This is a genomic window from uncultured Thioclava sp., assembly GCF_913064665.1.
Classification (GTDB): domain Bacteria; phylum Pseudomonadota; class Alphaproteobacteria; order Rhodobacterales; family Rhodobacteraceae; genus Thioclava; species Thioclava arctica.
On record NZ_CAJYBT010000008.1, the window covers coordinates 1 to 23,730 of the forward strand.

Below are 23,730 nucleotides of genomic sequence, written 5' to 3' on the forward strand. Positions count from 1 at the left end.
ATGGGAGTGGTGCGTATCGGTGGGGGCATGATGATGTCCGGCTATAATGGCTATAACTCTGGGCGAAACGCTAGCGACGGGCCGGGCGGAATTCAACAATTTGGTCAAAGCGACGAGGCTGTCTAAGCAATAAGAGTTAGCAGACGGTTCGATCTCCCCTATTGCAGAAAAAGAGATTTAAGCGAGAGTTGGCTCGGGTGAAGCCGATCTGGCTGGGGTAATGACGTATGGTAATGAGGATGCGCTCGTGGCGTTCGCCATTGAGCGGCTGTTGAGCTCTGGTGAGGAGTGGCGCGCGCTCGTGCGCGATCTGGTCATGCAATGGCCCGATGCGGCGGTCTTTGATCTACCCTACGCGCTGGTGGCCGCCGCTGCCGCGATTGAGGACAATTTTCGCGGCAAGGGCGTGGCCTCGGAAGCGGCGGAGCGGGGCTATAAGCTGGCGGCGCTGCTGAGCATGGATATCTACGCGATGGAATTGGCGGGAATGGCGCGCAACACCGCGCGTGATTTTCACGCCTATTGGCAGATAGATCCGTTTTTTGAGCAACTGTGAGCGCATGAAAAAGCCCCGCCGGTTAGGGCGGGGCGATTGGGTGCGTGTCGCGACAGATCAGGCGTTGGCGGCGCGGATCTGCTCGGCGGCTTCTTTGTTATAGGTCACGCCTTTGGTCTCAAATAGCTGGTCCAACTCGCCCGAAAGCGTCATCTCGGTGATGATATCGCAGCCGCCCACGAACTCGCCCTTGACGTAAAGCTGCGGGATCGTCGGCCAATCGGAGTAATCCTTGATGCCTTGGCGAATGTCGGCATCGGCCAGCACGTTCACGTCGGCATAGTTGACGCCCATGAAGTTCAGCACCCCGGCCACGCGCGAGGAAAACCCGCATTGCGGCATGTCTCTGGTGCCCTTCATGAAGAGAACGACCTCATTCTCGGTCACTGTTTTCTTGATCTGATCTTGCGCGCTCATCGCTATGATCCTTTGCGTTGTCTTCGCGCAACCCGCGAAGCCCGTGTGAGAAAAGCCGGGAAAATTCCCGAACTATAATTCAAAGCGCCGAACGCGCCTCATTCATCGTCAGTCGGGCGCCTTCGTCGTCAGGGCCAGCGCATGCAGCGCCCCGTTGGGCCCGTCCATCGCCCCTTTGAGTGCGGCATAAACGGCGCGTTGCTGTTGCACCCGGTTCATGCCGCGAAATTTTTCGTCAATGACCTCGGCCGCCCAGTGGTTCCCGTCGCCGGCCAGATCGGTGATCGTGATCTTGGCATCGGGAAAGTCCACCCGGATCAGGGCTTCGATGTCATGCGCTTGCATCGCCATAAATAGGGCTCCTCGTCCTTTGAGGCAAATCTAAGCGCGCGGGCAGGCCGCCGCAAGGGGGGCGCTGCCGCGCGAACGTATCTTGGGGTCAGAGTGCGAAAGGATCCTCAGCGCTCAATCGCGGCTTTGAACGCGCTGCGATAGAGTGTCGACAGCTCGGCCATCGGAGCGGTTTCGGCCCCGAAGGTGATGCTTTCGCCGCCAAAGCGGCCAACGGTCGCCAATGGCACCTCGGCGCGCCGGGCTGCGGCCATCAGCGCCTCGGCCTGATCAAAGGAACAGGCGACAAGATAGCGCGCCTGATCTTCGCCGAAAAGCTGAGCGATGTCGTCTGTCTCGACGGTCGCACCGATACCCGCCGCCTCGGCCATTTCAAACAGCGCCAGCGCCAGCCCGCCATCGGACAGATCGCTGGCCGATTTCACAAGGTTGCGGTTGTCGCGCAGGAATTCGCCATGCCGACGCTCGGCGTCCAGATCGACGGGCGGCGCATCGCCGCTTTCCACCCCGAACGCCTCGAAGGCCAGGGCCGATTGACCCAGATGGCCTTTGGTCTCTCCAATCACCATCGCAACGTCGCCCGCAGAGGGCAGGCCCGCGATCAGATCGTCAAGGCTATCCAGTAGCCCCACCGCGCCAATCGTTGGCGTGGGCAGAATGCCGGCGCCATCGGTTTCATTATACAGTGACACATTGCCCGACACGATTGGAACATCCAGCGCGCGCACAGCCGCGTCGATGCCTTTGATAGCGCCGACGAACTGGCCCATGATCTCGGGCTTTTCGGGGTTGCCGAAATTGAGGTTGTCAGTCGTGGCCAGCGGTTTCGCACCCACCGCACAGAGGTTGCGATAGGCTTCGGCCACGGCTTGTTTGCCGCCCTCGAACGGGTTGGCCTTGACGTAGCGCGGGGTCACATCGGCGGTAAAGGCCAGCGCCTTGGGCGTGCCGTGCACGCGCACCACGCCCGCGCCCATGCCGGGGCGGCGCACGGTGTCGCCCATGACCTGCGTGTCATATTGCTCGAATACCCAGTTCTTGGCCGCGTAATTGGGCGAGCCGATCAGCGCCTCAAGCGCGGCAATCGGGCCGATCGCGGGCAGGGCCTCGGCGGCACCTGCGGGGGGCGTTTCCACCCAAGGGCGGTCATATTCCGGTGCGCTCGAGGCAAGCTTCGAGAGCGGCAGATCGGCCTTCACCTCATTGTGGTGCAGGATAAGAAAGCGATCCTCAGCCACCGTCTCGCCGACGATGGCGAAATCGAGATCCCATTTTTCAAAGATCGCGCGGGCTTCGGCCTCTTTCTCGGGCTTGAGCACCATCAACATGCGTTCTTGCGACTCGCTGAGCATCATCTCATAGGCGGTCATATTGGCTTCGCGCTGGGGCACTTTATCAAGATGCAGCTTGATGCCCAAGCCGCCCTTGTCACCCATTTCCACGGCCGAACAGGTCAGACCCGCCGCGCCCATATCCTGAATCGAGATCACCGAATCCGAGGCCATCAGTTCGAGACAGGCTTCAAGCAGGCATTTCTCGGTGAAGGGGTCGCCGACTTGCACGGTGGGGCGCTTGTCCTCGATCGTGTCGTCGAACTCGGCGCTGGCCATCGTTGCGCCGCCCACGCCATCGCGCCCGGTTTTTGCGCCCAGATACACCACCGGCATGCCGATGCCTGAGGCGGCAGAGTAGAAGATCTTGTCGCTGTCGATCAGCCCGGCTGCAAAGGCGTTCACCAGACAGTTGCCATTATACGAGGGGTGAAAGCGCACCTCGCCCCCGACATTGGGCACGCCAAAGCAGTTGCCGTAAGAACCCACACCTTCAACCACGCCTTTGACGACATGGGCGGTCTTGGGATGATCGGGCATGCCGAAAGACAGGCTGTCCATCGCGGCAATCGGGCGCGCGCCCATGGTGAACACATCACGCAGGATGCCGCCGACGCCGGTGGCCGCGCCCTGATGGGGCTCGATGTAGGACGGGTGGTTGTGGCTTTCCATCTTGAAAACCACGGCCTGATTGTCGCCGATATCGACGATGCCCGCGTTTTCGCCGGGGCCACAGATCACTTGCGCGCCTTCGGTATACAGCGTGCGTAGCCATTTCTTCGAAGACTTATACGAACAATGCTCGTTCCACATCGCCGAGAAGATGCCGAGTTCCGTGAAATTCGGCGCACGCCCGATGATCTCGAGGATGCTTTCGTATTCGTCGGGCTTTAGACCATGGGCCTCGATGAGTTCCGGCGTGATCTGCGGCTCGTCCATCTGCATTCTCCGGGGGCTGTGCGTTTTGCGGTTTTCATAGGCCAATCCGGCCAAGGGGGGAAGGGGTTGGCGGGGGTTGAGGGGGCCGCAAACGCACAAAAACCGCATGGCCCGCGGGCCCAGCGTCTGGTTTTGGGGATTTCAGCCGATCAGTTGCGCATGTCGACTTGCTTTTCCAGCTTGGTCAAAGGCGGCGAGAGGGGCTGATTTAGGGCCACCATGTCATTGCTGCATAGGTGGCTGAATTGCCGCGCCGAAAGTCGCGAAAATACGCCGCGCAAAAAAAAAAGGCCGAGACAAAGCTCGGCCAAAGTCCAACAGGGAGGTAGAAGGTGATGCATGCCTAGACATGTTTCGCCTTCTGAGCCTCATTTATGGGCAGGATGTGAACGCATCAAGGGAAAACAGGACACATCCACGTCATGCCTGCTATGCGTTGCGGTTATGCCTCGGCTCAACCCTCGGTTGTTTCACTGCTTTTCTGGCGCCGGTAGGCAAGAATTTCTTCTTGAATAAAGTCGCGAAACACGGTGACGCGGCGCGATGAGCGGAGTTCTTCGGGATAAGCCAGAAAGACGGGCACCTCGACCGACTCAAGCTCGGGTAGCACCAACTGAAGGTTGGGGAAGTCGGCGGTCAGATAATCGGGCAGAATGCCAATCCCGATATGATTGAGCACCCCTTGTAGCACCCCGAAATAGTTGTTCACCATCAAGGTTGAGGCCTGGTCATAGGCCAGCACCTGCTGCCCGAGTTGTGCACCTGCCTGAACCTGAGGCGTCGAGGGCGTCTGGCAGATCATCCGATGATGCGCCAGATCTTCAATCTTTTGGGGCATCCCGGCCTGCTCCAAGTATTGCGGCGTCGCATAAAGGCGCATCCGAATGTTAAGCAAACGCTTACGGATCAGATCGGCCTGCGCGGGTTCCTTCATGCGGATCGCCACATCGGCCTCGCGCATCGGCAAATCCAGCACGCGCTCTTCCAGCATCAGATTGATTTTGAGATCGGGGTATTTTTCGTAAAGCTTGATCAACCGCGGCGCCAGCCACAGCGTGCCAAAGCCTGTTGGCGTCGTCACGCGCAGCTCGCCCAACACCTCTTCCTCGGAATCGCGAATGCGTGCCGAGGCGCTTTCAAGCTTTTTCGCCATCGACGAGGTCGCATCAAACAGCAATTCGCCCTGCTCGGTGAGAATCAGTCCCCGTGCATGGCGGTGAAACAGAGTCGTTCCAAGCACGTCTTCAAGCGCACGGATCTGTCTGCTCACGGCAGATTGAGAAAGATGCAGGGCGTCACCAGCATGGGTCAAAGACCCCGCATCGGCCACTGCGTGAAATATTCTAAGCTTGTCCCAATCCATTCCGGTCACTTTCGGTTCGGTCGTGCGCCAGGATGCGCAAGTTCCTTTACATTACTCTCGAACATTTAAGAAACCGCTTTGTAACATATTTTCCCTTTCTAGGTCAGAATTTGTGACCTATCATGACGCAAATGCCTAAATAGCAAGGGGAGGTGCTCAATGGGAAGGCAAGAAATAACTCTGTCGGACCGGTTTGACCTGACGAAATCGCCGGTTTTGCTGAATGGAACGCAGGCGCTGGTGCGCCTTGTTCTGGCGCAAGCGGCGCGCGACAAGGCGGCAGGGCTGCACACGGCAGGCTATGTCACCGGCTATCGTGGCAGCCCGCTGGGCGCAGTCGATTTGCAGATGGCGCGGGCGAAAACCGTGCTCGAGGCGTCCAATGTGCGCTTTGAGCCAGGGCTGAACGAAGACCTCGCCGCGACAGCCCTTTGGGGCAGCCAGCAGGCCGAGCTGCGTGGCGATGGCAAGCAGGACGGCGTGTTTGGTCTTTGGTATGGCAAGGGGCCGGGGGTCGACCGCTCGGGCGACGTGATGCGCCACGCTAATATGGCGGGCAGTTCGCGCCATGGCGGCGTGATCATGGCGATGGGCGATGATCACACGGGTGAATCCTCGACCGTGTTGCATCAATCGGACTGGGCGATGGTGGATGCCTATATGCCCGTGCTGTCCCCCGCCGGGGTGCAGGAAATCCTTGATCTGGGCCATTACGGCTATGCGCTAAGCCGCTTTGCCGGTGTCTGGGTGGGTCTGAAGACCATGAAGGACACAGTTGAGGCGACGGCGGTGGTCGATGGCGACCCGCAACGGATGCAATTCGTCACACCTGATTTCAAGATGCCCGAGGGCGGCTTGAACATTCGCCTCAACGATACCCCGGTCGCGCAAGAAGCCCGGATGATCGATTTTAAACGCTTCGCCGCCGAGGCGTTCGCGCGTGCCAACCGCATCGACAAACGCGTCTGGGGGCAGCCCGGCGCAAAGATCGGTTTGGTGGCTGCGGGCAAGAACTGGCTTGATCTAAGCCATGCGCTGTCGCTGCTGGGCATCGACGCCGCCGAGGCCGAGCGCCTTGGCATCACCACCTATAAGATCGCGCAAACCTTCCCGTTGGATATGGATAGTTTCCACGAATGGGCCGAGGGGCTCGATCTGGTGATCGTGGTCGAGGAAAAGCGCAAGCTGATCGAGGTGCAGGTCAAAGAAGCGCTGTTCGACGATCGCGGGGGGCGGCGCGTCTATGGCTGGCACAAAGGCGATAGCTGGGAGAATGGCCGCCGGGTAGAACTGTTCCCGACGCGCTACGCGCTGGACCCGGTGATGATCGCGCAAAAGCTGGGCGATATTTTCATCGAAGAGGGGCGCGATACCGATGCCATCAAGGCGGGCATCAGCAAGATCGAGGCCGCGCAGCGTGCCGATAACGCTCCTGAAATCGCCTCGCGCACACCGTGGTATTGCTCGGGCTGCCCGCACAACACCTCGACCAAGCTGCCTGAGGGCACGCGCGGCTATGCCGGGATCGGCTGTCACTACATGGTGCAATGGATGGGCCGCGATACCGAAGGCTTCACCCATATGGGCGGCGAGGGCGTGAACTGGGTCGGCGAGGCTCCGTTCTCAAAGCGCGAGCATATGTTCCAGAACCTCGGCGATGGCACCTATAACCATTCCGGCGTTCAAGCGATCCGCGCGGCTTTGGCGGCGGGCACCAACATCACCTACAAGATCCTGTTCAACGATGCGGTCGCGATGACCGGGGGCCAGGAAAACGAGGGCAATCTGAGCGCGCAACAGATCGCCGCCGAGATCACCGCAATGGGCGTGAAGCCGGTCGTGGTGGTCTATGACGAGAAGGAAGAGGTCGATCTCAGCACCTTCCCGTCGACGGTCGAGAAATTCGAGCGCGCCGAGCTGATGGCAGTGCAAAAGCGGCTGGCCAAGGAAAAGGGCGTCTCGGCGCTGATCTATGTGCAGACCTGCGCGGCTGAAAAACGCCGCCGCCGCAAGCGTGGGAAATTCCCCGACCCGGACAAGCGCGTGTTCATCAATACCGATGTCTGCGAGGGCTGCGGCGATTGCGGCGTGCAATCCAACTGCGTCTCGATCGTGCCGGTGGAAACGGAACTCGGCACGAAGCGCGCGATTGACCAGTCGTCGTGCAACAAGGATTTCCGCTGTCTCGACGGGTTCTGCCCCAGCTTTGTCACGCTCAAGGGCGCGAAAATCAAAAAAGCGCAGGCCAAGGAACTGGACCTTCCCGATTTGCCGATGCCGACGCTGCCGACAATCCATGGCACGCATAACATCGTGATTACCGGGGTCGGGGGCACTGGCGTCGTGACCATCGGCGCAGTGCTCGCGATGGCGGCGCATCTGGATGACAAGGGCGCGGGCATGATGGAGATGGCGGGTCTCGCGCAAAAAGGTGGCGCGGTGCATATCCATCTGCGCATCGCCGAAAAGCCCGACGATATCAGCGCGATCCGCGTTGCCGTGGGCGAGGCGGATTGCGTGATCGGTGGCGATCTGGTGGTCTCGGCGGGCTCGAAAACGCTGGGTCTGATGACGACGGGGCGCACCGGGGCGGTGGTCAACAGCCATGAGATCGTGACGGGCGAATTCACCCGCAACCGCGATTTCCGCCTGCCCGGCGATCAGCTGCGCCTCAGCCTTGAGGCACGGCTCAAAGATCGGGTGGCCTTTGTCGATACGTCGGAATTGTCGCGCCATATGCTGGGGGATTCGATTTACTCCAACATGGTCGTGTTGGGCGCAGCATGGCAGCAGGGCTATGTGCCGCTGAGCCTTGAGGCGATCACCCGCGCGATTGAGCTGAACGGCGCCAAGCCCGAAGAAAACAAGCGTGCCTTCGAACTGGGGCGCTGGGCGATGGTGCATCCTGAACAGGCGGCGCGCGCGATGGTGTCCGAGGTGGTCAAAGCCCCGGTTGATCCCGTCGATTTCCGCGCCGATCAACTGGTGGCTTATCAAAACAACCGGCTTGCCAAACGTTTCCGCAAGCTGGTGGACAGCGCGCCTGACGATCTGCGCGTTTCAGTCGCGAAGGGCTATCACAAGCTGCTGGCTTATAAGGACGAATACGAGGTCGCGCGGCTGCATCTGGCCACAGCGGCCAAGGCACGCGCCGAGTTCGATGGCGATTTCGAGATGCGCTTCCACCTCGCTCCGCCGATCCTGTCGAAGGAAGGCGCGAATGGGCGACCGCTCAAGCGCGAATTCGGTCCATGGATGGAGCGTGGCTTCAAGGTTCTGGCCAAGCTCAAGGGGCTGCGCGGCACGCCGTTTGATCCCTTTGGGCGTGCTGCCGAGCGCAAGATGGAACGTGCTCTGATCGCGCAATATGAGGCCGACATGGCCGATATCCTGCCCAAGGTCACGCCTGACACGATGGAGATCGCGCGGGAACTGGCCGAGTTGCCGCTCAGTATTCGCGGCTATGGCCCGGTCAAAGCACAGGCCGAGGTGATGGCGTCCAAACGCCGCGAAGCGCTGTTGGCGGCGTTTCGCGCAGGTGGGCATCCCCAACCGATGGCCGCTGAGTGAGCATAAAGACGTTTCTTTCGCGAAGACTTGGGCTTAAATGAGGCCCACCCGGCGCAGTTCCCGCGCCGGGGTTTCGCGCGGGAGAGTGCAATGGCCGTTGGTGTCTTCGATTCAGGTCTGGGTGGGCTGACGGTTTACGATGCCTGCGCCAAGCGTCTGCCCGATGTGGCGTTTTGCTATTACGGTGACAATGCCCATGCGCCCTATGGCGTGCGCGATGCCGATGACATTTTCAACCTGACTTGCACAGGGGTTGAGCGGCTGTGGGACGAGGGCTGCGATCTGGTCATTTTGGCCTGCAATACCGCCTCGGCTGCCGCTTTGCGTCGGATGCAGGAAAGCTGGATCCCCGAGGGCAAGCGCGTGCTGGGCGTGTTCGTGCCGATGATTGAGGCGCTAACCGAACGCAAATGGGGCGACAATTCCCCGCCGCGCGAAGTTGCGGTGAAGCATGTGGCGCTGTTCGCGACGCCCGCGACGGTGGCCTCGCGCGCGTTTCAGCGCGAATTGGCGTTCCGTGCGATTGGTGTCGATGTAGAGGCCCAGCCCTGCGGCGGTGTTGTCGATGCGATTGAGGATGGTGATGAGATTTTGGCCGAAGCCTTGGTGAAATCGCATGTCGAGGCGCTCAAGCGGCGGATGCCGCGCCCCGAGGCCGCGATTTTGGGCTGCACCCATTACCCATTGATGCAAAAGACCTTTCAAGAGGCTTTGGGGGCCGATGTCGCGGTATATAGCCAGGCGAATTTGGTGGCTGAAAGCCTGGCTGATTACTTGACGCGCCATCCCGATTTTATGGGTGCCGGGACGGAGTCGAAATTTCTGACGACGGGCGATCCGTCCTCGGTTTCCAGCCATGCGACGCAATTCCTGCGCCATCCAATCCGTTTTGTTGCCGCATAGGACGCTTAATTCGGCCGTAATCGATTGTTAACTTTATTGCGAGCGAACCCCTAAGCGAGGCCTGTGATGGCGACTCTGCGTATTCTTGTCAGTCTGCTGGCCCTCGCGGCTGGCCCGGCGTCGGCACTGAGTGTGTCCGAGTTGGATGTTGGCGAGTATTCCTCGAACTGGTCCAGCCCGACGGTGATCGCCAGCGGCACCTCGATGATTACTGGCGTTGGGGCAGCAGGCGACACTGATATCTTCAGGGTTGGCGGTCTGGCCAGCGGCGCGCAGGTTTTGACGCTGTCTCTGTCGGGCGCGGATGCGTTCACCGGTAGCTATCTGAACGGCGGCGGGTCGATTCGCTACAGTTCCAACCCCTTTTCCTATAACTGGGATGGTCTGAATCCCGGCGATTTCGGGATCGCATACGATCCCTATCAGCCGGTCAGTGCTTCTAACAGCTTGACCGACAGTCGCAGCATCACTCTGGACAGCAGCTTTGGCGGCACGCTGTATCTGGCGATGATCTTTACCTACGGCAATGCGCCGCTCAGCTATGGCCTCGATCTGTCATCGGCGCTTTTGCCGTCTGATCCGCTCGTCGAGAGCCCCTCGGCGGTGCCGCTTCCCGCGACAGCGCCGCTTTTGCTGACCGGTTTGGCAGGGCTTTTGCTGATACGTCGGCGTCAGCATCGCGCGGGATAAATCTTGACGCAGCAAGGTGGAGCGCCGAAATAGAGCGCAAAGCGGCGTTGACCGCCCGTCCTTGATGCGAAGGTTTATCCATGACCCACAAGATCGCCATCCTCGGAGCATCCGGCTACACCGGGGCTGAGCTGGTTCGTCTGATCGCCACCCATCCCGGGATGGAGATTGTGGCCCTGTCGGGCGAGCGAAAAGCAGGCATGAGCATGGGCGATGTGTTCCCCCATCTGCGCCATCTCGATCTGCCCGATCTGGTCAAGATCGAAGAGATCGATTTCTCCGGTGTCGATCTGGCGTTTTGTGCGTTGCCTCATGCGACCTCGCAGGCGGTGATCAAAGACTTGCCGCGCGACCTCAAGATCGTTGATCTGAGCGCCGATTTCCGGCTGCGCGATCCGGCGGCTTATGAGAAATGGTATGGCAAACCCCATGCCGCGCTCGAGATGCAGAAAGAGGCGGTTTACGGGCTGACCGAATTCTATCGTGAGGCGATTCGCGACGCGCGGCTGGTGGCGGGCACGGGGTGTAATGCGGCGGCGGGCCAATATGCGATCCGCCCTTTGATCGAGGCCGGCGTCATCGACCTTGATGAAATCATTCTCGATCTGAAAAACGGGGTGTCGGGCGCCGGGCGGGCGCTTAAGGAAAACCTGCTTCATGCTGAACTATCGGGCGGAACCCACCCCTATTCCGCAGGCGGAACTCACCGTCATATCGGCGAATTCGATCAGGAATTCAGTGCCTTGGCCGGGCGCTCTGTGATGGTGCAATTCACCCCGCATCTCGCGCCATTCAATCGCGGTATTCTGGCGACCGCCTATGTGCGCGGTAATGTAGAGGCAATCTATCAGGCTTTGAGTGATCGCTACGCCACTGAACGTTTCCTAGAGGTGCTACCTTTCGGCGCACTCCCCTCGACACGGTCGGTTACGGGCTCCAATTTTGTTCATATTGGTGTATCAGGGGATCGTATCCCCGGCCGCGCAACGGTCGTGGTCGCATTGGACAATCTTTGCAAAGGGTCTTCGGGCCAAGCGATGCAGAATGCCAATCTGATGCTAGGGATGGATGAGGCCGAGGGGCTTATGCTGGCGCCGGTTTTCCCGTAAGATCGGGGCGAGGAGGAGAGACGATGAAGAGCCTTAAGAAGAAACGCCGTATTCAGGTGCTGGCCGTGGCCGCACTGGCCTTGGTCGTCGCGACCGGGACGATCGGGTATTCGATGCGCAATGGCATCAACTTCTTCCGCGCCCCCTCACAGCTTGCGACCGAGCCGCCCAAACCGGGTGAGGTGTTCCGCTTGGGCGGGCTGGTCGAGAAGGGCACTCTCAAGCGCGGTCAGGGCGAGGTCATCACATTTTCCGTCACCGATGGAGGCGCGACCGTTCCGGTGAAATTTGCGGGCGTTCTGCCAGACCTGTTCAAAGAAGGTCAGGGCATGATCGGCACCGGTCAAATGGAAGGGGGCACCTTTGTCGCCTCTGAAATTTTGGCCAAGCATGACGAGAATTACATGCCTAAGGAAGTGATCGACGCGCTCAAAGAGCAAGGTGTCTATGAGGCGCCGACGTCGTAATCTTACGCTGATTGCATGCCCAGCGCGCGCTGCCTTGCGCGCCTTTTAACCCATAATTGCAAGCCTGTCGCCGTTGTCAAAACGGGGATAGGCCATGAAATCTGTCACGCAGATTGCGCAAGATATCGTTGCGCGCGAAGGCGGTTACGTCAATGACCCGGATGATCCGGGCGGGGCGACGAAATTCGGGGTCACGCTGGCCACGTTGCAGCGGCTCAAGCTTGATCAGACGGGCGATGGGCGCGTCGATGAGATGGATGTGCGCGCGCTCAGCCGCGAACAGGCCGTCGAGATTTTCATCAAACATTACTTCGAAGAACCGCTGATCAAACGGCTGCCCGGTGCGCTCCAACCCTCGGTGTTCGATATGTATGTGAACGCGGGTGGCAATGCGATTGTGGTATTGCAGCGGCTCTTGAATGACATGGGCCAGCGCGTGGTGGTGGATGGCGTGATCGGCCCGCAAACGATTGCCGCGGCTGAACTGGCACAGGCCGCAGCGCCGGGCTATTTGGTGGATGCCTACGGGATCGCGCGGCGCAATTACTACTACCGCGTCGCTGATGCGCGCCCTGCCAGCCGCAAATATGCCACCACGCGCGCGGGCACCAAGGGTGGCTGGATCCTGCGCGCCGAGGAATTTGTCTCGCCACGCTTTCGACTGACCGAGAGCGAGCATCGCAAGCGGGTGGCGCAATGGGCGTGATCGACAAGCTGATTGGTGGGGCAGGGGCGGCCAAGGCTGTGGGGGATGCCGCGACCTCGGTGGCTGAGGTGTTCGTGCCCAACGCCACGAAAAAACTTGAAGCGGCGCAGGCTGCCTATATTGCGGCGCTGCAAGAACATGGGGCGGAATTCGAGTATGTCCGCCCCGGCGTGTTTGACCGAATCGTAAACGGGATCAACCGGTTGCCGCGCCCGGTGCTGGCCTTTGGGATTGTCGGGCTATTCGTCTATGCGATGATTGATCCCGTCGGATTTGCGCAGCGTATGGTCGGGCTGAACTATGTCCCCGAACCGCTGTGGTGGCTGTTGGGCGCCGTGGTGAGCTTTTATTTCGGGGCGCGCGAGGCGTTTTACTTCCGCATGAACAAAAGCGTGGCGCCACCCTCTGCGCTCAAGGCGGCCGCTGCGCCCGAAGATAACGCCGCGCTGTCAGCATGGCGCGCGGGAGGGGCAGGCTAGGCACGCCCGCTTCCTGTGAGCGCCACATATGACAAAGCCGCGCCGGGGTGACCCACGGCGCGGCTTTATACGTTAGGCTCGGTCTGCTTCAGCCCTGACGGGCTTTGAAGCGACGCTGCGTCTTGTTGATCACATAGACGCGGCCCTTACGGCGCACGACCTGGCAATCGCGATGACGCTGCTTGAGCGAGCGGAGCGAGTTACGGACCTTCATTGGTCTTCTCCTATTCGCGGCGCGCGTGCGCCTTGAAAAACGAAGCCCCCGAACACCGGGGGCGGTGAATCGATGGTGGGCGGTACTGGGATCGAACCAGTGGCCACTACGATGTCAACGTAGTGCTCTACCGCTGAGCTAACCGCCCACAGCCGTTCGACCCCGTTTCATCGCCCCGATCATGTCAATATCCCGAAGGGTAATTGAACAAACCGAAGGGCGCGGGATCGCGTCGGTCTGGGGGTCTATAAAAGGAGTCGAAACGGCTTTCAAGGGGGATTTGGCTACAAAGCGATCCGGTGTAAGCTCTGGCGCATCATCGCGAGGCTCCATGACCGAAAAACCACATCACCCAGACCCGCATTCTGTATCGGCCTTCACGCTTTTGCCCCCTCAGAGCGCGCAGACTGCGGTGATCTTTGCCTCACCGCATTCCGGCGCGCATTACCCTGAGAGCCTGCAACGGCGGTCTGTGTTGAATATGATGCAGTTGCGGTCGTCTGAAGACGCGTTTGTGGATCGCTTGCTGGCATCAGCGCCTCGCTATGGTGCGGCGGTGATTGCGGCGCAATATCCGCGCGCATGGGTCGATCTGAATCGGGCCGAAGATGAACTTGATTCGGCGTTGATCGCAGGGCTGGAGCGCTCGCATCCCGGTCCGCGTGTTGCCGCTGGGCTGGGGGTGATTCCGCGGGTAGTCTCGGGCGGCCGGGCGATCTATCGCGGCAAGATTGCCCAGATCGAGGTGGCGGCGCGTCTCAACCATGTCTGGCGGCCCTATCATGCGGCCTTGGGCGATCTGTTGACGCAGACCCATCAGCGCCAAGGTCAGGCGATTTTGATTGATGTGCATTCGATGCCCTCAGAGGCGTTGGACAGTTTGGGCGCACGCCGCCCCAGGATCGTTCTGGGTGATCGCTATGGGGCCTCGGCGGCGCGCCCCTTGGTGGCGCAAATCGAGTCGGTCTTTGCCGCAGAGGGCTTGGCCGTGTCGCGCAACACCCCCTTTGCGGGGGCGTATATTACGCAGCGCTACGGGCGGCCGCGCGACAATATCCATGTCGTGCAAATCGAGATCGACCGCGCGCTCTATATGGACGAGGAGCGCGTCGAGCCCAGTGAAGATTTCCACGCCTTTAGCGCCTTGATGGAGCGCGCCATCGCACAAATCTGTGCCATCGGCGCGCAACCCATGCGTATGGCCGCTGAATAGGCGGTTCTAGGCTGCGTAAAGCGCCTTGACCTCGCGAGCCAGTTTCTCAGATGCGACATCAGATGGTCAGATGATGGCATGAAATCCGCCGCGAGAAGCTGCGTGGCTAAACCGTCATTGCGCTGCGCAACCGCACTGATTTTCTTCGCAGCAGTTTGCGGGAGGGCATGGTGCAAGCGGTTGATTTCGCGAAATTTCGCGTCTTCACGGGTGGCTGAGCAATCCCGAAGCCACCCTCGCCTTTAGCTCAATCTTCCCAGGGGCATGCGGCCCGGTCGCGGTGCGCAGCGCATCATCAAGAGGTTTGCTCATAGATCCGCCCTTCGCATGTCGTCTGGCGATGGTGCGTATCGGGGGGTGAAGATCGCGTAAAGATTTCCAGATCAGCCCGAATTTTTATCTTTCGCAGTTAGTCCGCGCCCGGTGTTGATCGCCGTGTCGCCAAAGCGCGCGCGAATCGCATCTGCGGCGCGTTCAGCGCCCGCGCGTTTGCTGGCCTGCGGATCAAGCAGATCGCCCACCGGATCACGCCCATCTGCGGCGCAAAGGTCTGAAAATCCGATCCCGATCAAGCGATAGGCCATGGCGGGCGGCAGCGCATTAAACAGGCGCTCGCCCGCGCGATACAGCGTGTCGGCCAACTGGCTTGGCTCTTCAAGCTGGGTTTGCCGCGTGAGCGAGGAAAAATCGGCGCGCTTGAGTTTGAGCGTAACGGTGCGCCCGGCAATTTCGCGCGCTTTCATACGTGCCGAGACCTTTTGCGACATGTGCCAAAGCTGGGCCAAAAGCTCTGCGCGTTCGGTCATATCCGTGGCGAAAGTGGTCTCGTTGGACACCGATTTGATGGGCGCATCGGGGGTGATTTGACGGTTGTCACGCCCATGTGCCAACTCAAATAGCCGCGCCCCGGTTACGCCAAACCGCGCAACCAGCCGATCCTGACCCGCGCGGCGAATATCGGCCAGCGTGCGGATGCCAGCGCGCCCCAAAGCCGTACGCGTTGCCGCCCCGACTCCCCATAAAATCCCCACCGGCTTGTCATGCAGAAAGGTCTCGGTATCGGCCCGTCCGATCACCGAAAACCCGCGCGGCTTATCAAGATCCGAGGCGATCTTGGCGAGAAACTTGTTATGCGACAGTCCAACCGATGCACTGACGCCCACCTCGGTTTCAATCGCGCGCGCCAGCCGGGCCATTTGCAGCGCCGGGGGGGCGTTGTGCAGCTTGGTGGTGCCGGTCAGATCAAGAAAGGCCTCATCCAGCGAGAGCGGCTCAATCTGTGGGGTAAGCGCCGCCATCCGGGCGCGAATCTGGCGCGAGACGGCAACGTAATGATCCATGCGCGGCTTGATGATCACCGCATCGGGGCACAGTTTGCGCGCCTGAAACATCGGCATCGCCGAGCGTACACCCGAAATTCGCGCGATATAGCAGCAGGTGGTGACCACACCCCGCGTGCCGCCCCCCACGATCACTGGCTTCGCGCTCAGCGAGGGATCATCGCGCTTTTCGACCGACGCATAAAAACTGTCGCAGTCAATATGCGCGATCGACAGCTCGAACAGTTCGGGATGGGATAGGATGCGTGTGCGCGCACAGTGCGGGCAGCGCGGGGGCGCGTGCTCGAAAGTGGCTAGGCAATCTCGGCAAAGTGCGGGCATGCCTCAGACATTCTCCAAGCCGATCTTTTACGTCATCTTCCTCTTGACGCAAATATCCCGAGGGGTCCGGGGGGCAGAGCCCCCCGGCTGGTTTCCTTTAGTGCAAGGGCACGCCTTCGCCCTTCGGCTTGCCCTTGGGCGTGGCCGCGTGGCCGTTGATCACAAGCCCATCGGGGCCTGCAGAGACCGTGACGGTAGCGCCATCCATCACCTTGCCACCCAAGATCGCCTCGGCGAGCGGGTCTTGTAGCGAGCGCTGGATCACCCGTTTCAACGGGCGTGCCCCGTAAACCGGATCATAGCCTGCATCTGCCAGCCATTTGCGCGCCGCCGCATCCAGATCCAGCGAGATCTTGCGCTGCGCCAGCCGCTTTTCGAGCAGCTTGAGCTGAATGGTCACGATGCCAGTCATATCCGCGCGGTTGAGCCGGTCAAAGATCACCATCTCATCCAGACGGTTGAGGAATTCGGGGCGGAAATGCGCCCGAACGGCTTCCATGACCTGCGCCTTGGCCTGTTCACCATCGCTGCCCTCGGGCAATTGGCTCAGCGCCTGAGATCCGAGGTTCGAGGTCAACACGATCAGCGTTTGCTTGAAGTCCACGCGACGCCCCTGACCATCGGTCAGCACACCGTCGTCAAGCACCTGCAACAGCACGTTGAACACGTCGGGGTGGGCTTTTTCGACCTCATCGAACAGCACGACCTGATAGGGGCGCCGACGAACCGCTTCGGTCAGCACACCGCCCTCATCATACCCGACATAACCCGGAGGGGCGCCGATCAGCCGCGACACCGAGTGCTTTTCCATGAACTCGGACATGTCGATACGCACCATCGCCTGATCGTCGTCGAACAGATAATTCGCGACGGCCTTGGTCAGCTCGGTTTTCCCCACGCCGGTCGGGCCGAGGAACAGGAAGCTGCCCAGCGGACGATTTTCGTCGTTCAGACCCGCGCGGGCACGGCGTACGGCATTGGCCACCGCGGTGATTGCAGTGTCCTGACCAATGACGCGCTTGTGCAGCTCTTCTTCCATCTTGAGCAGCTTCTCACGCTCGCCTTCGAGCATTTTCGAGGTCGGGATACCTGTCCAACGCTCGACCACTTCCGCGATCTGCTCGGGGCGCACCGATTCCTCGACCAAAAGGTCGTCGCCTTCGGCGGCATCGGCCTCGACCAGCTGTTTTTCCAGCGACGGAATGATGCCGTAAGACAGCTCCCCCGCGCGCGCCAGATTGCCCTCGCGCTTGGCCTGATCCAGCTCGGCGCGCGCCTTGTCGAGTTGCTCTTTCAGGGTGCGTCCCGATTCCAGTTTGTCGCGCTCGGCCTGCCATTTGGCGGTCATCTCCGAGGCCCGTTCCTGCACTTCGGCCAGTTCCTTCTCGATCTTTTCGAGCCGGTCCTTGGAGGCTACGTCATCCTCTTTCTTGAGCGCCTCTGCCTCGATCTGCATTTGCAGGATCTGGCGATCCAGCGCGTCGAGTTCCTCGGGCTTGCTGTCGACTTCCATACGCAGACGCGACGCGGCCTCATCCATAAGGTCGATCGCCTTGTCGGGCAGAAAGCGGTCGGTGATGTAGCGATGGCTCAACTGGGCCGCCGCAACCAGCGCCGAATCCGAGATCCGCACGCCGTGGTGCATCTCGTATTTGTCCTTGATGCCGCGCAGGATAGAGATCGTGTCTTCGACCGTCGGCTCTTCGACCATCACGGGCTGGAAACGCCGCGCCAAAGCTGCGTCTTTCTCGACATATTTGCGATACTCGTCCAGCGTCGTGGCACCCACGCAATGCAACTCACCGCGCGCAAGCGCCGGTTTAATCAGGTTGGCCGCATCCATCGCGCCATCGGATTTGCCCGCGCCCACAAGCGTGTGCATCTCGTCGATGAACAGGATGATTTCACCCGCCGCCGATTCAATTTCTTTGAGCACGGATTTCAACCGCTCTTCAAATTCGCCGCGATATTTCGCACCGGCAATCAGCGCGCCCATATCCAGCGCGAGCAGCTTTTTGTTCTGCAGGCTTTCGGGCACGTCACCGTCGATGATGCGCAGCGCAAGGCCCTCGGCAATCGCGGTTTTACCCACGCCCGGTTCCCCGATCAGCACCGGGTTATTCTTGGTGCGCCGGCTGAGCACCTGCATGGTGCGCCGGATCTCATCATCGCGCCCGATGATCGGGTCAATCTTGCCCTGCTCAGCGGCCTCGGTCAGATCGCGCGCATATTTCTTGAGCGCGTCATAGCCTTCCTCAGCCGAAGCACTGTCGGCGGTGCGCCCCTTGCGCAGATCGTTGATCGCGGTGTTCAGCGATTGCGCCGTGACCGCCCCAGCCTCAAGCGCGTCTTTCGCGCGTGTGTTCACAAGGGCCAGCGCCATCAGCACCCGCTCAACCGGAACAAAGCTGTCACCGGCTTTCTTGGCGATCTTTTCGGCCTCATCCAGCACACGCACGAGGCTTTGCTCGACATAAACTTGCCCGTCGCCGCCCGACACTTTGGGCAGCTTGTTCACGGCCAGATCAACGGCTTCGGCAACGCGTTTTGGCTCGCCGCCTGCGCGGGCGATCAAATTGGACGAAAGGCCCTGATCGTCATCCATCAATGCCTTCAAAAGATGCTCTGGCACCACACGTTGATGGCCCTCGCGCATTGCGATGGTCTGGGCGGCCTGAAGGAAGCCGCGCGACCGTTCCGTGAACTTCTCCATGTTCATCGGTCTCTCCTTTTTGATAAAGCCCCCGGAAAATTTCGGGCCCTGAAAAGGCACCCACTGGCCGGGTCTCGAACAAGAAATGGGCTCGGGGCAGGGGCGCTTCAAGAGGATATCGCGCGGCGGACCCGGAAATTTCGTCGCAGTTGGAAACCAATTGGTAAGCATTGGCGTTTACCTTGGGACAACCATGATCACCCGCTTGGAGATAGGTCACATGCACCATGCCAGCGCCGCCCATATTGCCCACCTTATCTATAACGCCGCGCAGCGCCAATTTGAAGCGGTGGTGGAATTTTTCACCCCCGGACTGGCGCAACCGCTGCGCATTCCCGTTCTTGTTGAGGCAAACGAACGCATCAGTTACGGTCAACTCGCCCGCGCGCTGACGCGCGAGGCGCAGCGTCGCGGCATCGGTGGGCTGTAAACGCTGCAGCTGCGCTTGACCTAGGCGCGATTGCCCCCCATCAGGGGGCGACCCGCGAAAGGAGCGCCCTGATGACCGATCAAACCTTGCCCGCAGATGACCGCTTGATCGTGGCGCTTGACGTGCCCAATGCCCATGAGGGGCTTTTGCTGGCCAATCGGCTGGGTGATGCGGTGTCGTTTTACAAGATCGGGTTGGGAATGCTGACGGGGGGCGGGCTTGCGCTCGCGACCGAACTGAAACTCGATCAGGGCAAACGTATTTTCCTTGATATGAAGCTGTTTGACATTGGCGCAACGGTTGAGGCTGCGGTGCGCGGCTTGGCGCAGTTCGATCTGGATTTTTTGACCGTGCATGGCGACCCCTATGTCGTGAACGCGGCCAAGCAAGGCGCCGCTGGCAAGGATATGAAAATTCTCGCGGTGACGATCCTGACCTCGCTGGATCGCGCCGATCTGGATGGCGCGCTGATCAAGCCGGGTGATATTGCCGATCTGGTGGTCGAACGGGCGGGGCGCGCCTTTGAGGCGGGTGCAGATGGCGTTATCGCCAGCCCTCAGGAAGCGGCGCTGATCCGCGCCTTGCCCGAGGCGGCAGGCAAGCTGATCGTGACACCCGGCGTGCGTCCGGCCGGGGCCGATCTGGGTGATCAGAAACGCATCGCAACGCCCGCATCAGCCGTGGCCGCGGGCGCAGATCACATCGTGGTTGGCCGCCCCATTCATCGCGCCAGCGATCCGCGCGCCGCTGCCGAGGCGATCGTGGCCGAACTGCGCGCGCGCTGATCAAGCACCTACTGAGTTTTCGTCGTATCCGCCGTCACCCCACCTTTCGGATTGGGCGACACGGTCACAGTCGCATCGGTTTTATCCGTAATCTGCTTATAGGCGGGGGGATCGGTGGCCACCTGTGCCCCGCCATCCAGCGGCGTGTCGGCGATCAGCCAGATGACCACGCCCAGCGCCAAAATAAGCGCTATGAACGTCAGGATAAGCCCACCAATATTGGTCTGTCGTGAAGATGTCCGCATCATGCCAGTTCCCAGTTGTGTCGTGGTATGAACGCCGAGACGCGCGCCACGTTCCCTATGCGTCTTGCAGATAGGCGGGCATCGGCTGATGGCAAAACGACGCTCCAATGAGCGCCGCTTCCATTTTGCGAAACTGGCCAAAATGGGCCAGCTGTGCCTATGCCTTTGAGTCAATCTCTACCGCTACAACTGACACAGAAACGCCACCCCATTCGCGCACGTTCCATCACAGCGGCTCAGTTATCGTTGATGTCGCGATCCCAGACCTTGGTCTGACCATGGCGCACGCCCATGATCAGGCGCAGCACCAGCCAGCTCAAAACAGAAATTGCGGCGAAAATCAGCAAGGTCAGCGGCACATAATGGCCCAGAACTCCGATCCAGATCAGCGCCCCCACGACCACCGCCCCAATTGCAAAGCCTAAAAACACAAAGCCGGGGATGAGCATTTCCAACACGCCCAGCACCACGCCCGCGACGACCCAGACCCAACCTTGCTGCCAGTATTCCATCACTTTTTCCCTAACAAGTGGAAGGCGTCCGTAAAGGCTTCGAGGGCGGCGGCGGGCAGAATAATGGTCTGCTTGCCCTCACCCTTGGCGACCTGCGCAATCGCATCGACCTGCTTCAAAGCCACCTGATATTGCGCAGCCGCGAGCCCATTTTTGGCGATGGCCACTGCGACGACTTCGGTTGCATAGGCTTCGGCATCGGCGGTGATGCGACGGGCCTCCGCCTCTTTTTGCGCCTGAAACAATTTTGCTTCGGCGTCCAGTTCGACCGCGCGCTTGCGCCCTTCGGCCTCGGTCACGGTGGCGCGGCGTGCACGCTCAGCGTTGAGCTGCTGCATCATCGCGGCGCGTGTGGCCTCGTCGAGATTTACGTCGAGCACCTCGGCGCGCGTCACCTCGATCCCCCAATCATCGACCATCGCGGCGACCTGCTCGCGCACTTTGGAGATCAGTTGCGCGCGGTTCGATTGCACCTCGTCGAGTTCCAGAACGCCGATTTCCGAGCGCACGATCCCCGCAACAGTCGTGGCAATCGCAGCATCGACATCGCGGATACGATAGACAGTCTTTTCCGGCTCGATGATGCGATAAAAAACCGAGGTTTCGACCTTGACCAGCACGTTATCGGCGGTGATCCCGTCTTGCATCGCATTGGGCAACTGGCGTTCAAGGATCGAGATTTTATGCGGGACGCGGTCCAGAAACGGCACGATAAAGTTGAGCCCCGGTCCCAGCACCGAGCGCAGTCGCCCAAAGCGTTCAACGACATATTTTTCAGATTGCGGCACGATCCGCACGCCCAGAAAGACGCAAATGATCAGGAAGACTGCGATGGCGATCATCACGATGTCGCCGCCGCCCAGTAATTCGATAATGTTCATTCTTATCCCGTGGATTATTTGCTGTTTTGCCTATTGAGCGCGAGTATAGCCTTAATGTGACGCATTGGGGAGGACCCTGAGCGCGAGCAACACCAATACCACCAAAACGGCCCAGCCGCCGGGCCGCGAGATCAGCCAGATCACGAGGGCGAGACTTGTGAAGACCAGTCGCGATCCCGCCATGGTCAGAACGCCAAAAAACGGTCCCATCAGCTAGGACTTTGCGTGTGTGAAACGATCATGGCCTGCTCCTGCTTTTTGCATGAGAGTGCCGCAAATCGCGCCTTTTGCAAAGCGTTTACGCAGCGCGGTCTGCGTTTGGCGTCCTCAGTCGCGCGTTCCGGCAAAGCGTTTTTGCCAGTCTTCGCGCTCTTCATCTGCGATCTTACGAAACAGAACCTCGGGCGTGACGAAGGCATGACCGGCGGGCAGGGCGGTCAGCGCAGCCTTCACATCTTGAGGCCAGCTGCGATCCTCGGTCTGCATCGCGCCCAGCATGCTATCTGCAGCATCCGGGATGAACGGCGCAGACAGCACCGCATAAAGCGGGATCAAGTTCAGTGCGAGGCGCGCAATCGCTGCAGCCCGGTCGGGATCGGTTTTGAACGCCGACCAAGGGGCCGAGGCTTGCAGATACTCGTTCCCGGCCACCCAGATCGCGCGCAATTCCGCGGCGGATTTGCGAATATCCATCGCTTCCATATGGGTTTCATAGGCGCGGATGCGGGTGGTCAACTCGGCAATCAGCGCGTCTTCCTGCTCGCCCCATGCGCCACCTTCGGGCAACGCTTCGCCAAATTTGGAGCGGGTGAACTTGGTGATGCGGCTGACGAAATTGCCCAGCACATCGGCCAGATCCTTGTTCACCGAAGTCTGGAAGTTCTCCCAAGTGAACTCGCTATCCGCGCTTTCGGGCGCATGGCTCAGCAGCCACCAACGCCAGTAATCGGCGGGCAGGATTTCCAGCGCCTGATCCATGAACACGCCGCGCCCACGCGAGGTCGAGAATTGGCCGCCATCATAGTTCAGGTAGTTGAACGATTTGATGTAATCGACCAGCTTCCATGGCTCGTTCGAGCCCAAAATCGTCGCCGGGAAAGACAGCGTGTGGAAGGGCACGTTATCCTTGCCCATGAATTCCGTGTAGGTCACGTCATCGGCGCCCTTGTCGGTGCGCCACCAGCGCTCCCAATCGCCGCCTGTCTTGTCGGCCCATTCCTGCGTCGCCGCCAGATATTCGATTGGCGCGTCGAACCAGACGTAGAAAACCTTGCCTTCCATGCCCGACCACGGTGCGCCCTCAAATTGCGCTGGCACGCCCCAGCTTAGGTCGCGCGTGATGCCGCGATCTTGCAAGCCGTCGCCATCATGCAGCCATTTCTTGGCAATCGAGGTGGTCAGGATCGGCCAATCGGTCTTGCTATCGATCCACGCATCCAGTTGATCCTTCATCGCCGATTGGCGCAGGAACAGATGCTTGGTTTCGCGCAATTCCAGATCGGTCGAGCCGGAAATCACCGAATGCGGGTTGATCAGATCGACCGGATCAAGCTGCTTGGTGCAATTGTCACATTGATCGCCGCGCGCGCTTTCAAAGCCGCAATTGGGGCAGGTGCCCTCGATATAGCGGTCCGGCAGAAAGCGCCCATCGGCCTTGGAATACATCTGCTTTTCGGTCACTTCGCGCAGCAACCCGGCCTTGGCCAGTTGCACGGCGAAATGTTGTGTCAGCTTGCGGTTTTGCGCACTGGAAGAACGCCCGAAGTGATCAAAGCTCAGCTTGAAGCCGCGCGCGATCTCGGCCTGCACCTCGTGCATCTCGGTGCAATATTCGGCCACCGGCTTGCCTGCTTTGGCGGCGGCCAGTTCGGCAGGCGTGCCGTGTTCGTCCGTGGCGCAGATGAACATCACCTCATGGCCACGCGCGCGCTGATAGCGGGCGAACAGATCGGCGGGCAACTGACTGCCCACGAGATTGCCCAGATGCTTGATCCCGTTGATATAGGGAATAGCGGAGGTAATCAGATGACGCGCCATGAAAGCCCCTTAATCGGATGTGTTTGGCGAGGGTTTACAAGGGTTTTGGCGTGAGGGCTAGGGGGCGCGGTGCGTCAGTGCATGCATCTCCGCGCACATGTCGCAGCCCCCAGAAGATAACAGGGCCGTCGGCGCGAGCCATGAAAAAGGGCGCCCCG

General features: G+C 60.3%; 22 protein-coding genes and 1 tRNA gene. 11 read left to right on the plus strand and 12 right to left on the minus strand.

What is annotated here, in order from left to right; genetic code table 11:
• Positions 1-220: 220 nt before the first annotated feature.
• Complete coding sequence (locus QZ571_RS04735; protein WP_295532452.1) at positions 221-556, plus strand: hypothetical protein; 336 nt, start codon at positions 221-223, stop codon at positions 554-556.
• Positions 557-613: 57 nt separating this feature from the next.
• Here the strand turns inward: QZ571_RS04735 and grxD are convergent, their stop codons facing one another.
• The 4 genes from grxD to QZ571_RS04755 form a co-directional block, all read right to left on the minus strand.
• On the minus strand, positions 614-973 hold the full coding sequence (gene grxD / locus QZ571_RS04740) for a Grx4 family monothiol glutaredoxin (RefSeq protein ID WP_295532454.1): 360 nt from the start codon (positions 971-973) through the stop codon (positions 614-616).
• A gap of 108 nt (positions 974-1,081) precedes the next feature.
• Positions 1,082-1,324, minus strand: coding sequence for a BolA/IbaG family iron-sulfur metabolism protein (locus QZ571_RS04745; protein WP_038128291.1), 243 nt, complete (start codon positions 1,322-1,324; stop codon positions 1,082-1,084).
• Positions 1,325-1,431: 107 nt separating this feature from the next.
• Complete coding sequence (gene purL / locus QZ571_RS04750) at positions 1,432-3,594, minus strand: phosphoribosylformylglycinamidine synthase subunit PurL (RefSeq protein WP_295532459.1); 2,163 nt, start codon at positions 3,592-3,594, stop codon at positions 1,432-1,434.
• Between the two features lie 454 nt (positions 3,595-4,048).
• Positions 4,049-4,957 (minus strand): LysR family transcriptional regulator, encoded by a 909-nt coding sequence (locus tag QZ571_RS04755; protein ID WP_295532461.1) that lies wholly within the window; start codon positions 4,955-4,957, stop codon positions 4,049-4,051.
• A gap of 159 nt (positions 4,958-5,116) precedes the next feature.
• On the opposite strand from QZ571_RS04755, the gene QZ571_RS04760 reads away from it, so the two are divergent.
• The 7 genes from QZ571_RS04760 to QZ571_RS04790 all read left to right on the plus strand — a co-directional run bounded on the left by QZ571_RS04760 (position 5,117) and on the right by QZ571_RS04790 (position 12,881).
• Positions 5,117-8,527, plus strand: coding sequence for an indolepyruvate ferredoxin oxidoreductase family protein (locus QZ571_RS04760; RefSeq protein ID WP_295532463.1), 3,411 nt, complete (start codon positions 5,117-5,119; stop codon positions 8,525-8,527).
• A 90-nt stretch (positions 8,528-8,617) separates the two neighbouring features.
• On the plus strand, positions 8,618-9,430 hold the full coding sequence (locus tag QZ571_RS04765) for an aspartate/glutamate racemase family protein (RefSeq protein WP_295532465.1): 813 nt from the start codon (positions 8,618-8,620) through the stop codon (positions 9,428-9,430).
• A gap of 66 nt (positions 9,431-9,496) precedes the next feature.
• Positions 9,497-10,120: a VPLPA-CTERM sorting domain-containing protein gene (locus QZ571_RS04770; protein WP_295532467.1), complete on the plus strand. Its 624-nt coding sequence runs from the start codon at positions 9,497-9,499 to the stop codon at positions 10,118-10,120.
• An 80-nt stretch (positions 10,121-10,200) separates the two neighbouring features.
• Positions 10,201-11,229 carry an N-acetyl-gamma-glutamyl-phosphate reductase gene (gene argC, locus QZ571_RS04775; protein ID WP_295532469.1) on the plus strand — a complete coding sequence of 343 codons (1,029 nt, stop codon included), beginning with the start codon at positions 10,201-10,203 and terminating at the stop codon, positions 11,227-11,229.
• A gap of 23 nt (positions 11,230-11,252) precedes the next feature.
• On the plus strand, positions 11,253-11,696 hold the full coding sequence (ccmE, locus tag QZ571_RS04780; RefSeq protein WP_295532471.1) for a cytochrome c maturation protein CcmE: 444 nt from the start codon (positions 11,253-11,255) through the stop codon (positions 11,694-11,696).
• 94 nt (positions 11,697-11,790) lie between these two features.
• Positions 11,791-12,402 carry a holin-associated N-acetylmuramidase gene (locus tag QZ571_RS04785; RefSeq protein ID WP_295532473.1) on the plus strand — a complete coding sequence of 204 codons (612 nt, stop codon included), beginning with the start codon at positions 11,791-11,793 and terminating at the stop codon, positions 12,400-12,402.
• Entirely contained in the window at positions 12,393-12,881 is a 489-nt protein-coding gene (locus QZ571_RS04790) for a holin family protein (protein ID WP_295532475.1), read from the plus strand. Before QZ571_RS04785 ends, QZ571_RS04790 begins: the two co-directional genes overlap by 10 nt.
• An 88-nt stretch (positions 12,882-12,969) precedes the next feature.
• On the opposite strand, the gene ykgO is transcribed toward QZ571_RS04790, so the two are convergent.
• Both ykgO and QZ571_RS04800 read right to left on the minus strand, forming a co-directional pair.
• Entirely contained in the window at positions 12,970-13,095 is a 126-nt protein-coding gene (gene ykgO, locus QZ571_RS04795) for a type B 50S ribosomal protein L36 (RefSeq protein ID WP_038065693.1), read from the minus strand.
• A gap of 73 nt (positions 13,096-13,168) precedes the next feature.
• Positions 13,169-13,243: transfer RNA gene (locus QZ571_RS04800), tRNA-Val, on the minus strand.
• Between the two features lie 183 nt (positions 13,244-13,426).
• On the opposite strand from QZ571_RS04800, the gene QZ571_RS04805 reads away from it, so the two are divergent.
• A complete protein-coding gene (locus tag QZ571_RS04805) occupies positions 13,427-14,308 on the plus strand; it encodes an N-formylglutamate amidohydrolase (protein WP_295532479.1) in 882 nt (293 codons plus the stop codon).
• Between the two features lie 383 nt (positions 14,309-14,691).
• Here QZ571_RS04805 and QZ571_RS04810 read toward each other — a convergent pair whose 3' ends face one another.
• Together QZ571_RS04810 and clpB are read right to left on the minus strand one after the other, a co-directional pair.
• Positions 14,692-15,969: a DNA polymerase IV gene (locus QZ571_RS04810; RefSeq protein WP_295532481.1), complete on the minus strand. Its 1,278-nt coding sequence runs from the start codon at positions 15,967-15,969 to the stop codon at positions 14,692-14,694.
• 97 nt (positions 15,970-16,066) lie between these two features.
• Positions 16,067-18,688, minus strand: coding sequence for an ATP-dependent chaperone ClpB (gene clpB / locus QZ571_RS04815; RefSeq protein WP_295532483.1), 2,622 nt, complete (start codon positions 18,686-18,688; stop codon positions 16,067-16,069).
• A 214-nt stretch (positions 18,689-18,902) separates the two neighbouring features.
• Here clpB and QZ571_RS04820 point away from each other — a divergent pair, with 214 nt between their 5' ends.
• Both QZ571_RS04820 and pyrF read left to right on the plus strand, forming a co-directional pair.
• A complete protein-coding gene (locus QZ571_RS04820; RefSeq protein WP_295532485.1) occupies positions 18,903-19,112 on the plus strand; it encodes a hypothetical protein in 210 nt (69 codons plus the stop codon).
• Between the two features lie 71 nt (positions 19,113-19,183).
• Positions 19,184-19,897 carry an orotidine-5'-phosphate decarboxylase gene (gene pyrF, locus QZ571_RS04825; RefSeq protein ID WP_295532487.1) on the plus strand — a complete coding sequence of 238 codons (714 nt, stop codon included), beginning with the start codon at positions 19,184-19,186 and terminating at the stop codon, positions 19,895-19,897.
• Positions 19,898-19,905: 8 nt separating this feature from the next.
• Here the strand turns inward: pyrF and QZ571_RS04830 are convergent, their stop codons facing one another.
• From QZ571_RS04830 to metG, 4 genes are all read right to left on the minus strand, one after another.
• Positions 19,906-20,145, minus strand: coding sequence for a hypothetical protein (locus QZ571_RS04830; protein ID WP_295532489.1), 240 nt, complete (start codon positions 20,143-20,145; stop codon positions 19,906-19,908).
• Positions 20,146-20,378: 233 nt separating this feature from the next.
• Positions 20,379-20,654, minus strand: a complete 276-nt coding sequence (locus tag QZ571_RS04835; RefSeq protein ID WP_295532491.1) for a hypothetical protein — start codon at positions 20,652-20,654, stop codon at positions 20,379-20,381.
• A complete protein-coding gene (locus tag QZ571_RS04840; protein WP_295532493.1) occupies positions 20,654-21,535 on the minus strand; it encodes an SPFH domain-containing protein in 882 nt (293 codons plus the stop codon). The genes QZ571_RS04835 and QZ571_RS04840 overlap by 1 nt, the downstream gene beginning before the upstream one ends.
• A gap of 327 nt (positions 21,536-21,862) precedes the next feature.
• Positions 21,863-23,572 carry a methionine--tRNA ligase gene (gene metG / locus QZ571_RS04845; protein WP_295532495.1) on the minus strand — a complete coding sequence of 570 codons (1,710 nt, stop codon included), beginning with the start codon at positions 23,570-23,572 and terminating at the stop codon, positions 21,863-21,865.
• Positions 23,573-23,730: the final 158 nt, after the last annotated feature.

What these genes read in the sequence shown, in the direction of transcription:
- QZ571_RS04770 (WP_295532467.1), top strand. Translation starts at nt 9,497, where the DNA reads ATGGCGACTCTGCGTATTCTTGTCAGTCTGCTGGCCCTCGCGGCTGGC.
- pyrF (WP_295532487.1), top strand. Translation starts at nt 19,184, where the DNA reads ATGACCGATCAAACCTTGCCCGCAGATGACCGCTTGATCGTGGCGCTT.
- ccmE (WP_295532471.1), top strand. Translation starts at nt 11,253, where the DNA reads ATGAAGAGCCTTAAGAAGAAACGCCGTATTCAGGTGCTGGCCGTGGCC.
- QZ571_RS04820 (WP_295532485.1), top strand. Translation starts at nt 18,903, where the DNA reads ATGCACCATGCCAGCGCCGCCCATATTGCCCACCTTATCTATAACGCC.
- QZ571_RS04765 (WP_295532465.1), top strand. Translation starts at nt 8,618, where the DNA reads ATGGCCGTTGGTGTCTTCGATTCAGGTCTGGGTGGGCTGACGGTTTAC.
- QZ571_RS04755 (WP_295532461.1), bottom strand. Translation starts at nt 4,957, where the DNA reads ATGGATTGGGACAAGCTTAGAATATTTCACGCAGTGGCCGATGCGGGG.
- QZ571_RS04805 (WP_295532479.1), top strand. Translation starts at nt 13,427, where the DNA reads ATGACCGAAAAACCACATCACCCAGACCCGCATTCTGTATCGGCCTTC.
- purL (WP_295532459.1), bottom strand. Translation starts at nt 3,594, where the DNA reads ATGGACGAGCCGCAGATCACGCCGGAACTCATCGAGGCCCATGGTCTA.
- QZ571_RS04830 (WP_295532489.1), bottom strand. Translation starts at nt 20,145, where the DNA reads ATGATGCGGACATCTTCACGACAGACCAATATTGGTGGGCTTATCCTG.
- ykgO (WP_038065693.1), bottom strand. Translation starts at nt 13,095, where the DNA reads ATGAAGGTCCGTAACTCGCTCCGCTCGCTCAAGCAGCGTCATCGCGAT.
- argC (WP_295532469.1), top strand. Translation starts at nt 10,201, where the DNA reads ATGACCCACAAGATCGCCATCCTCGGAGCATCCGGCTACACCGGGGCT.
- clpB (WP_295532483.1), bottom strand. Translation starts at nt 18,688, where the DNA reads ATGAACATGGAGAAGTTCACGGAACGGTCGCGCGGCTTCCTTCAGGCC.
- QZ571_RS04745 (WP_038128291.1), bottom strand. Translation starts at nt 1,324, where the DNA reads ATGGCGATGCAAGCGCATGACATCGAAGCCCTGATCCGGGTGGACTTT.
- QZ571_RS04810 (WP_295532481.1), bottom strand. Translation starts at nt 15,969, where the DNA reads ATGCCCGCACTTTGCCGAGATTGCCTAGCCACTTTCGAGCACGCGCCC.
- QZ571_RS04840 (WP_295532493.1), bottom strand. Translation starts at nt 21,535, where the DNA reads ATGAACATTATCGAATTACTGGGCGGCGGCGACATCGTGATGATCGCC.
- QZ571_RS04790 (WP_295532475.1), top strand. Translation starts at nt 12,393, where the DNA reads ATGGGCGTGATCGACAAGCTGATTGGTGGGGCAGGGGCGGCCAAGGCT.
- QZ571_RS04760 (WP_295532463.1), top strand. Translation starts at nt 5,117, where the DNA reads ATGGGAAGGCAAGAAATAACTCTGTCGGACCGGTTTGACCTGACGAAA.
- QZ571_RS04835 (WP_295532491.1), bottom strand. Translation starts at nt 20,654, where the DNA reads ATGGAATACTGGCAGCAAGGTTGGGTCTGGGTCGTCGCGGGCGTGGTG.
- QZ571_RS04785 (WP_295532473.1), top strand. Translation starts at nt 11,791, where the DNA reads ATGAAATCTGTCACGCAGATTGCGCAAGATATCGTTGCGCGCGAAGGC.
- QZ571_RS04735 (WP_295532452.1), top strand. Translation starts at nt 221, where the DNA reads ATGACGTATGGTAATGAGGATGCGCTCGTGGCGTTCGCCATTGAGCGG.
- grxD (WP_295532454.1), bottom strand. Translation starts at nt 973, where the DNA reads ATGAGCGCGCAAGATCAGATCAAGAAAACAGTGACCGAGAATGAGGTC.
- metG (WP_295532495.1), bottom strand. Translation starts at nt 23,572, where the DNA reads ATGGCGCGTCATCTGATTACCTCCGCTATTCCCTATATCAACGGGATC.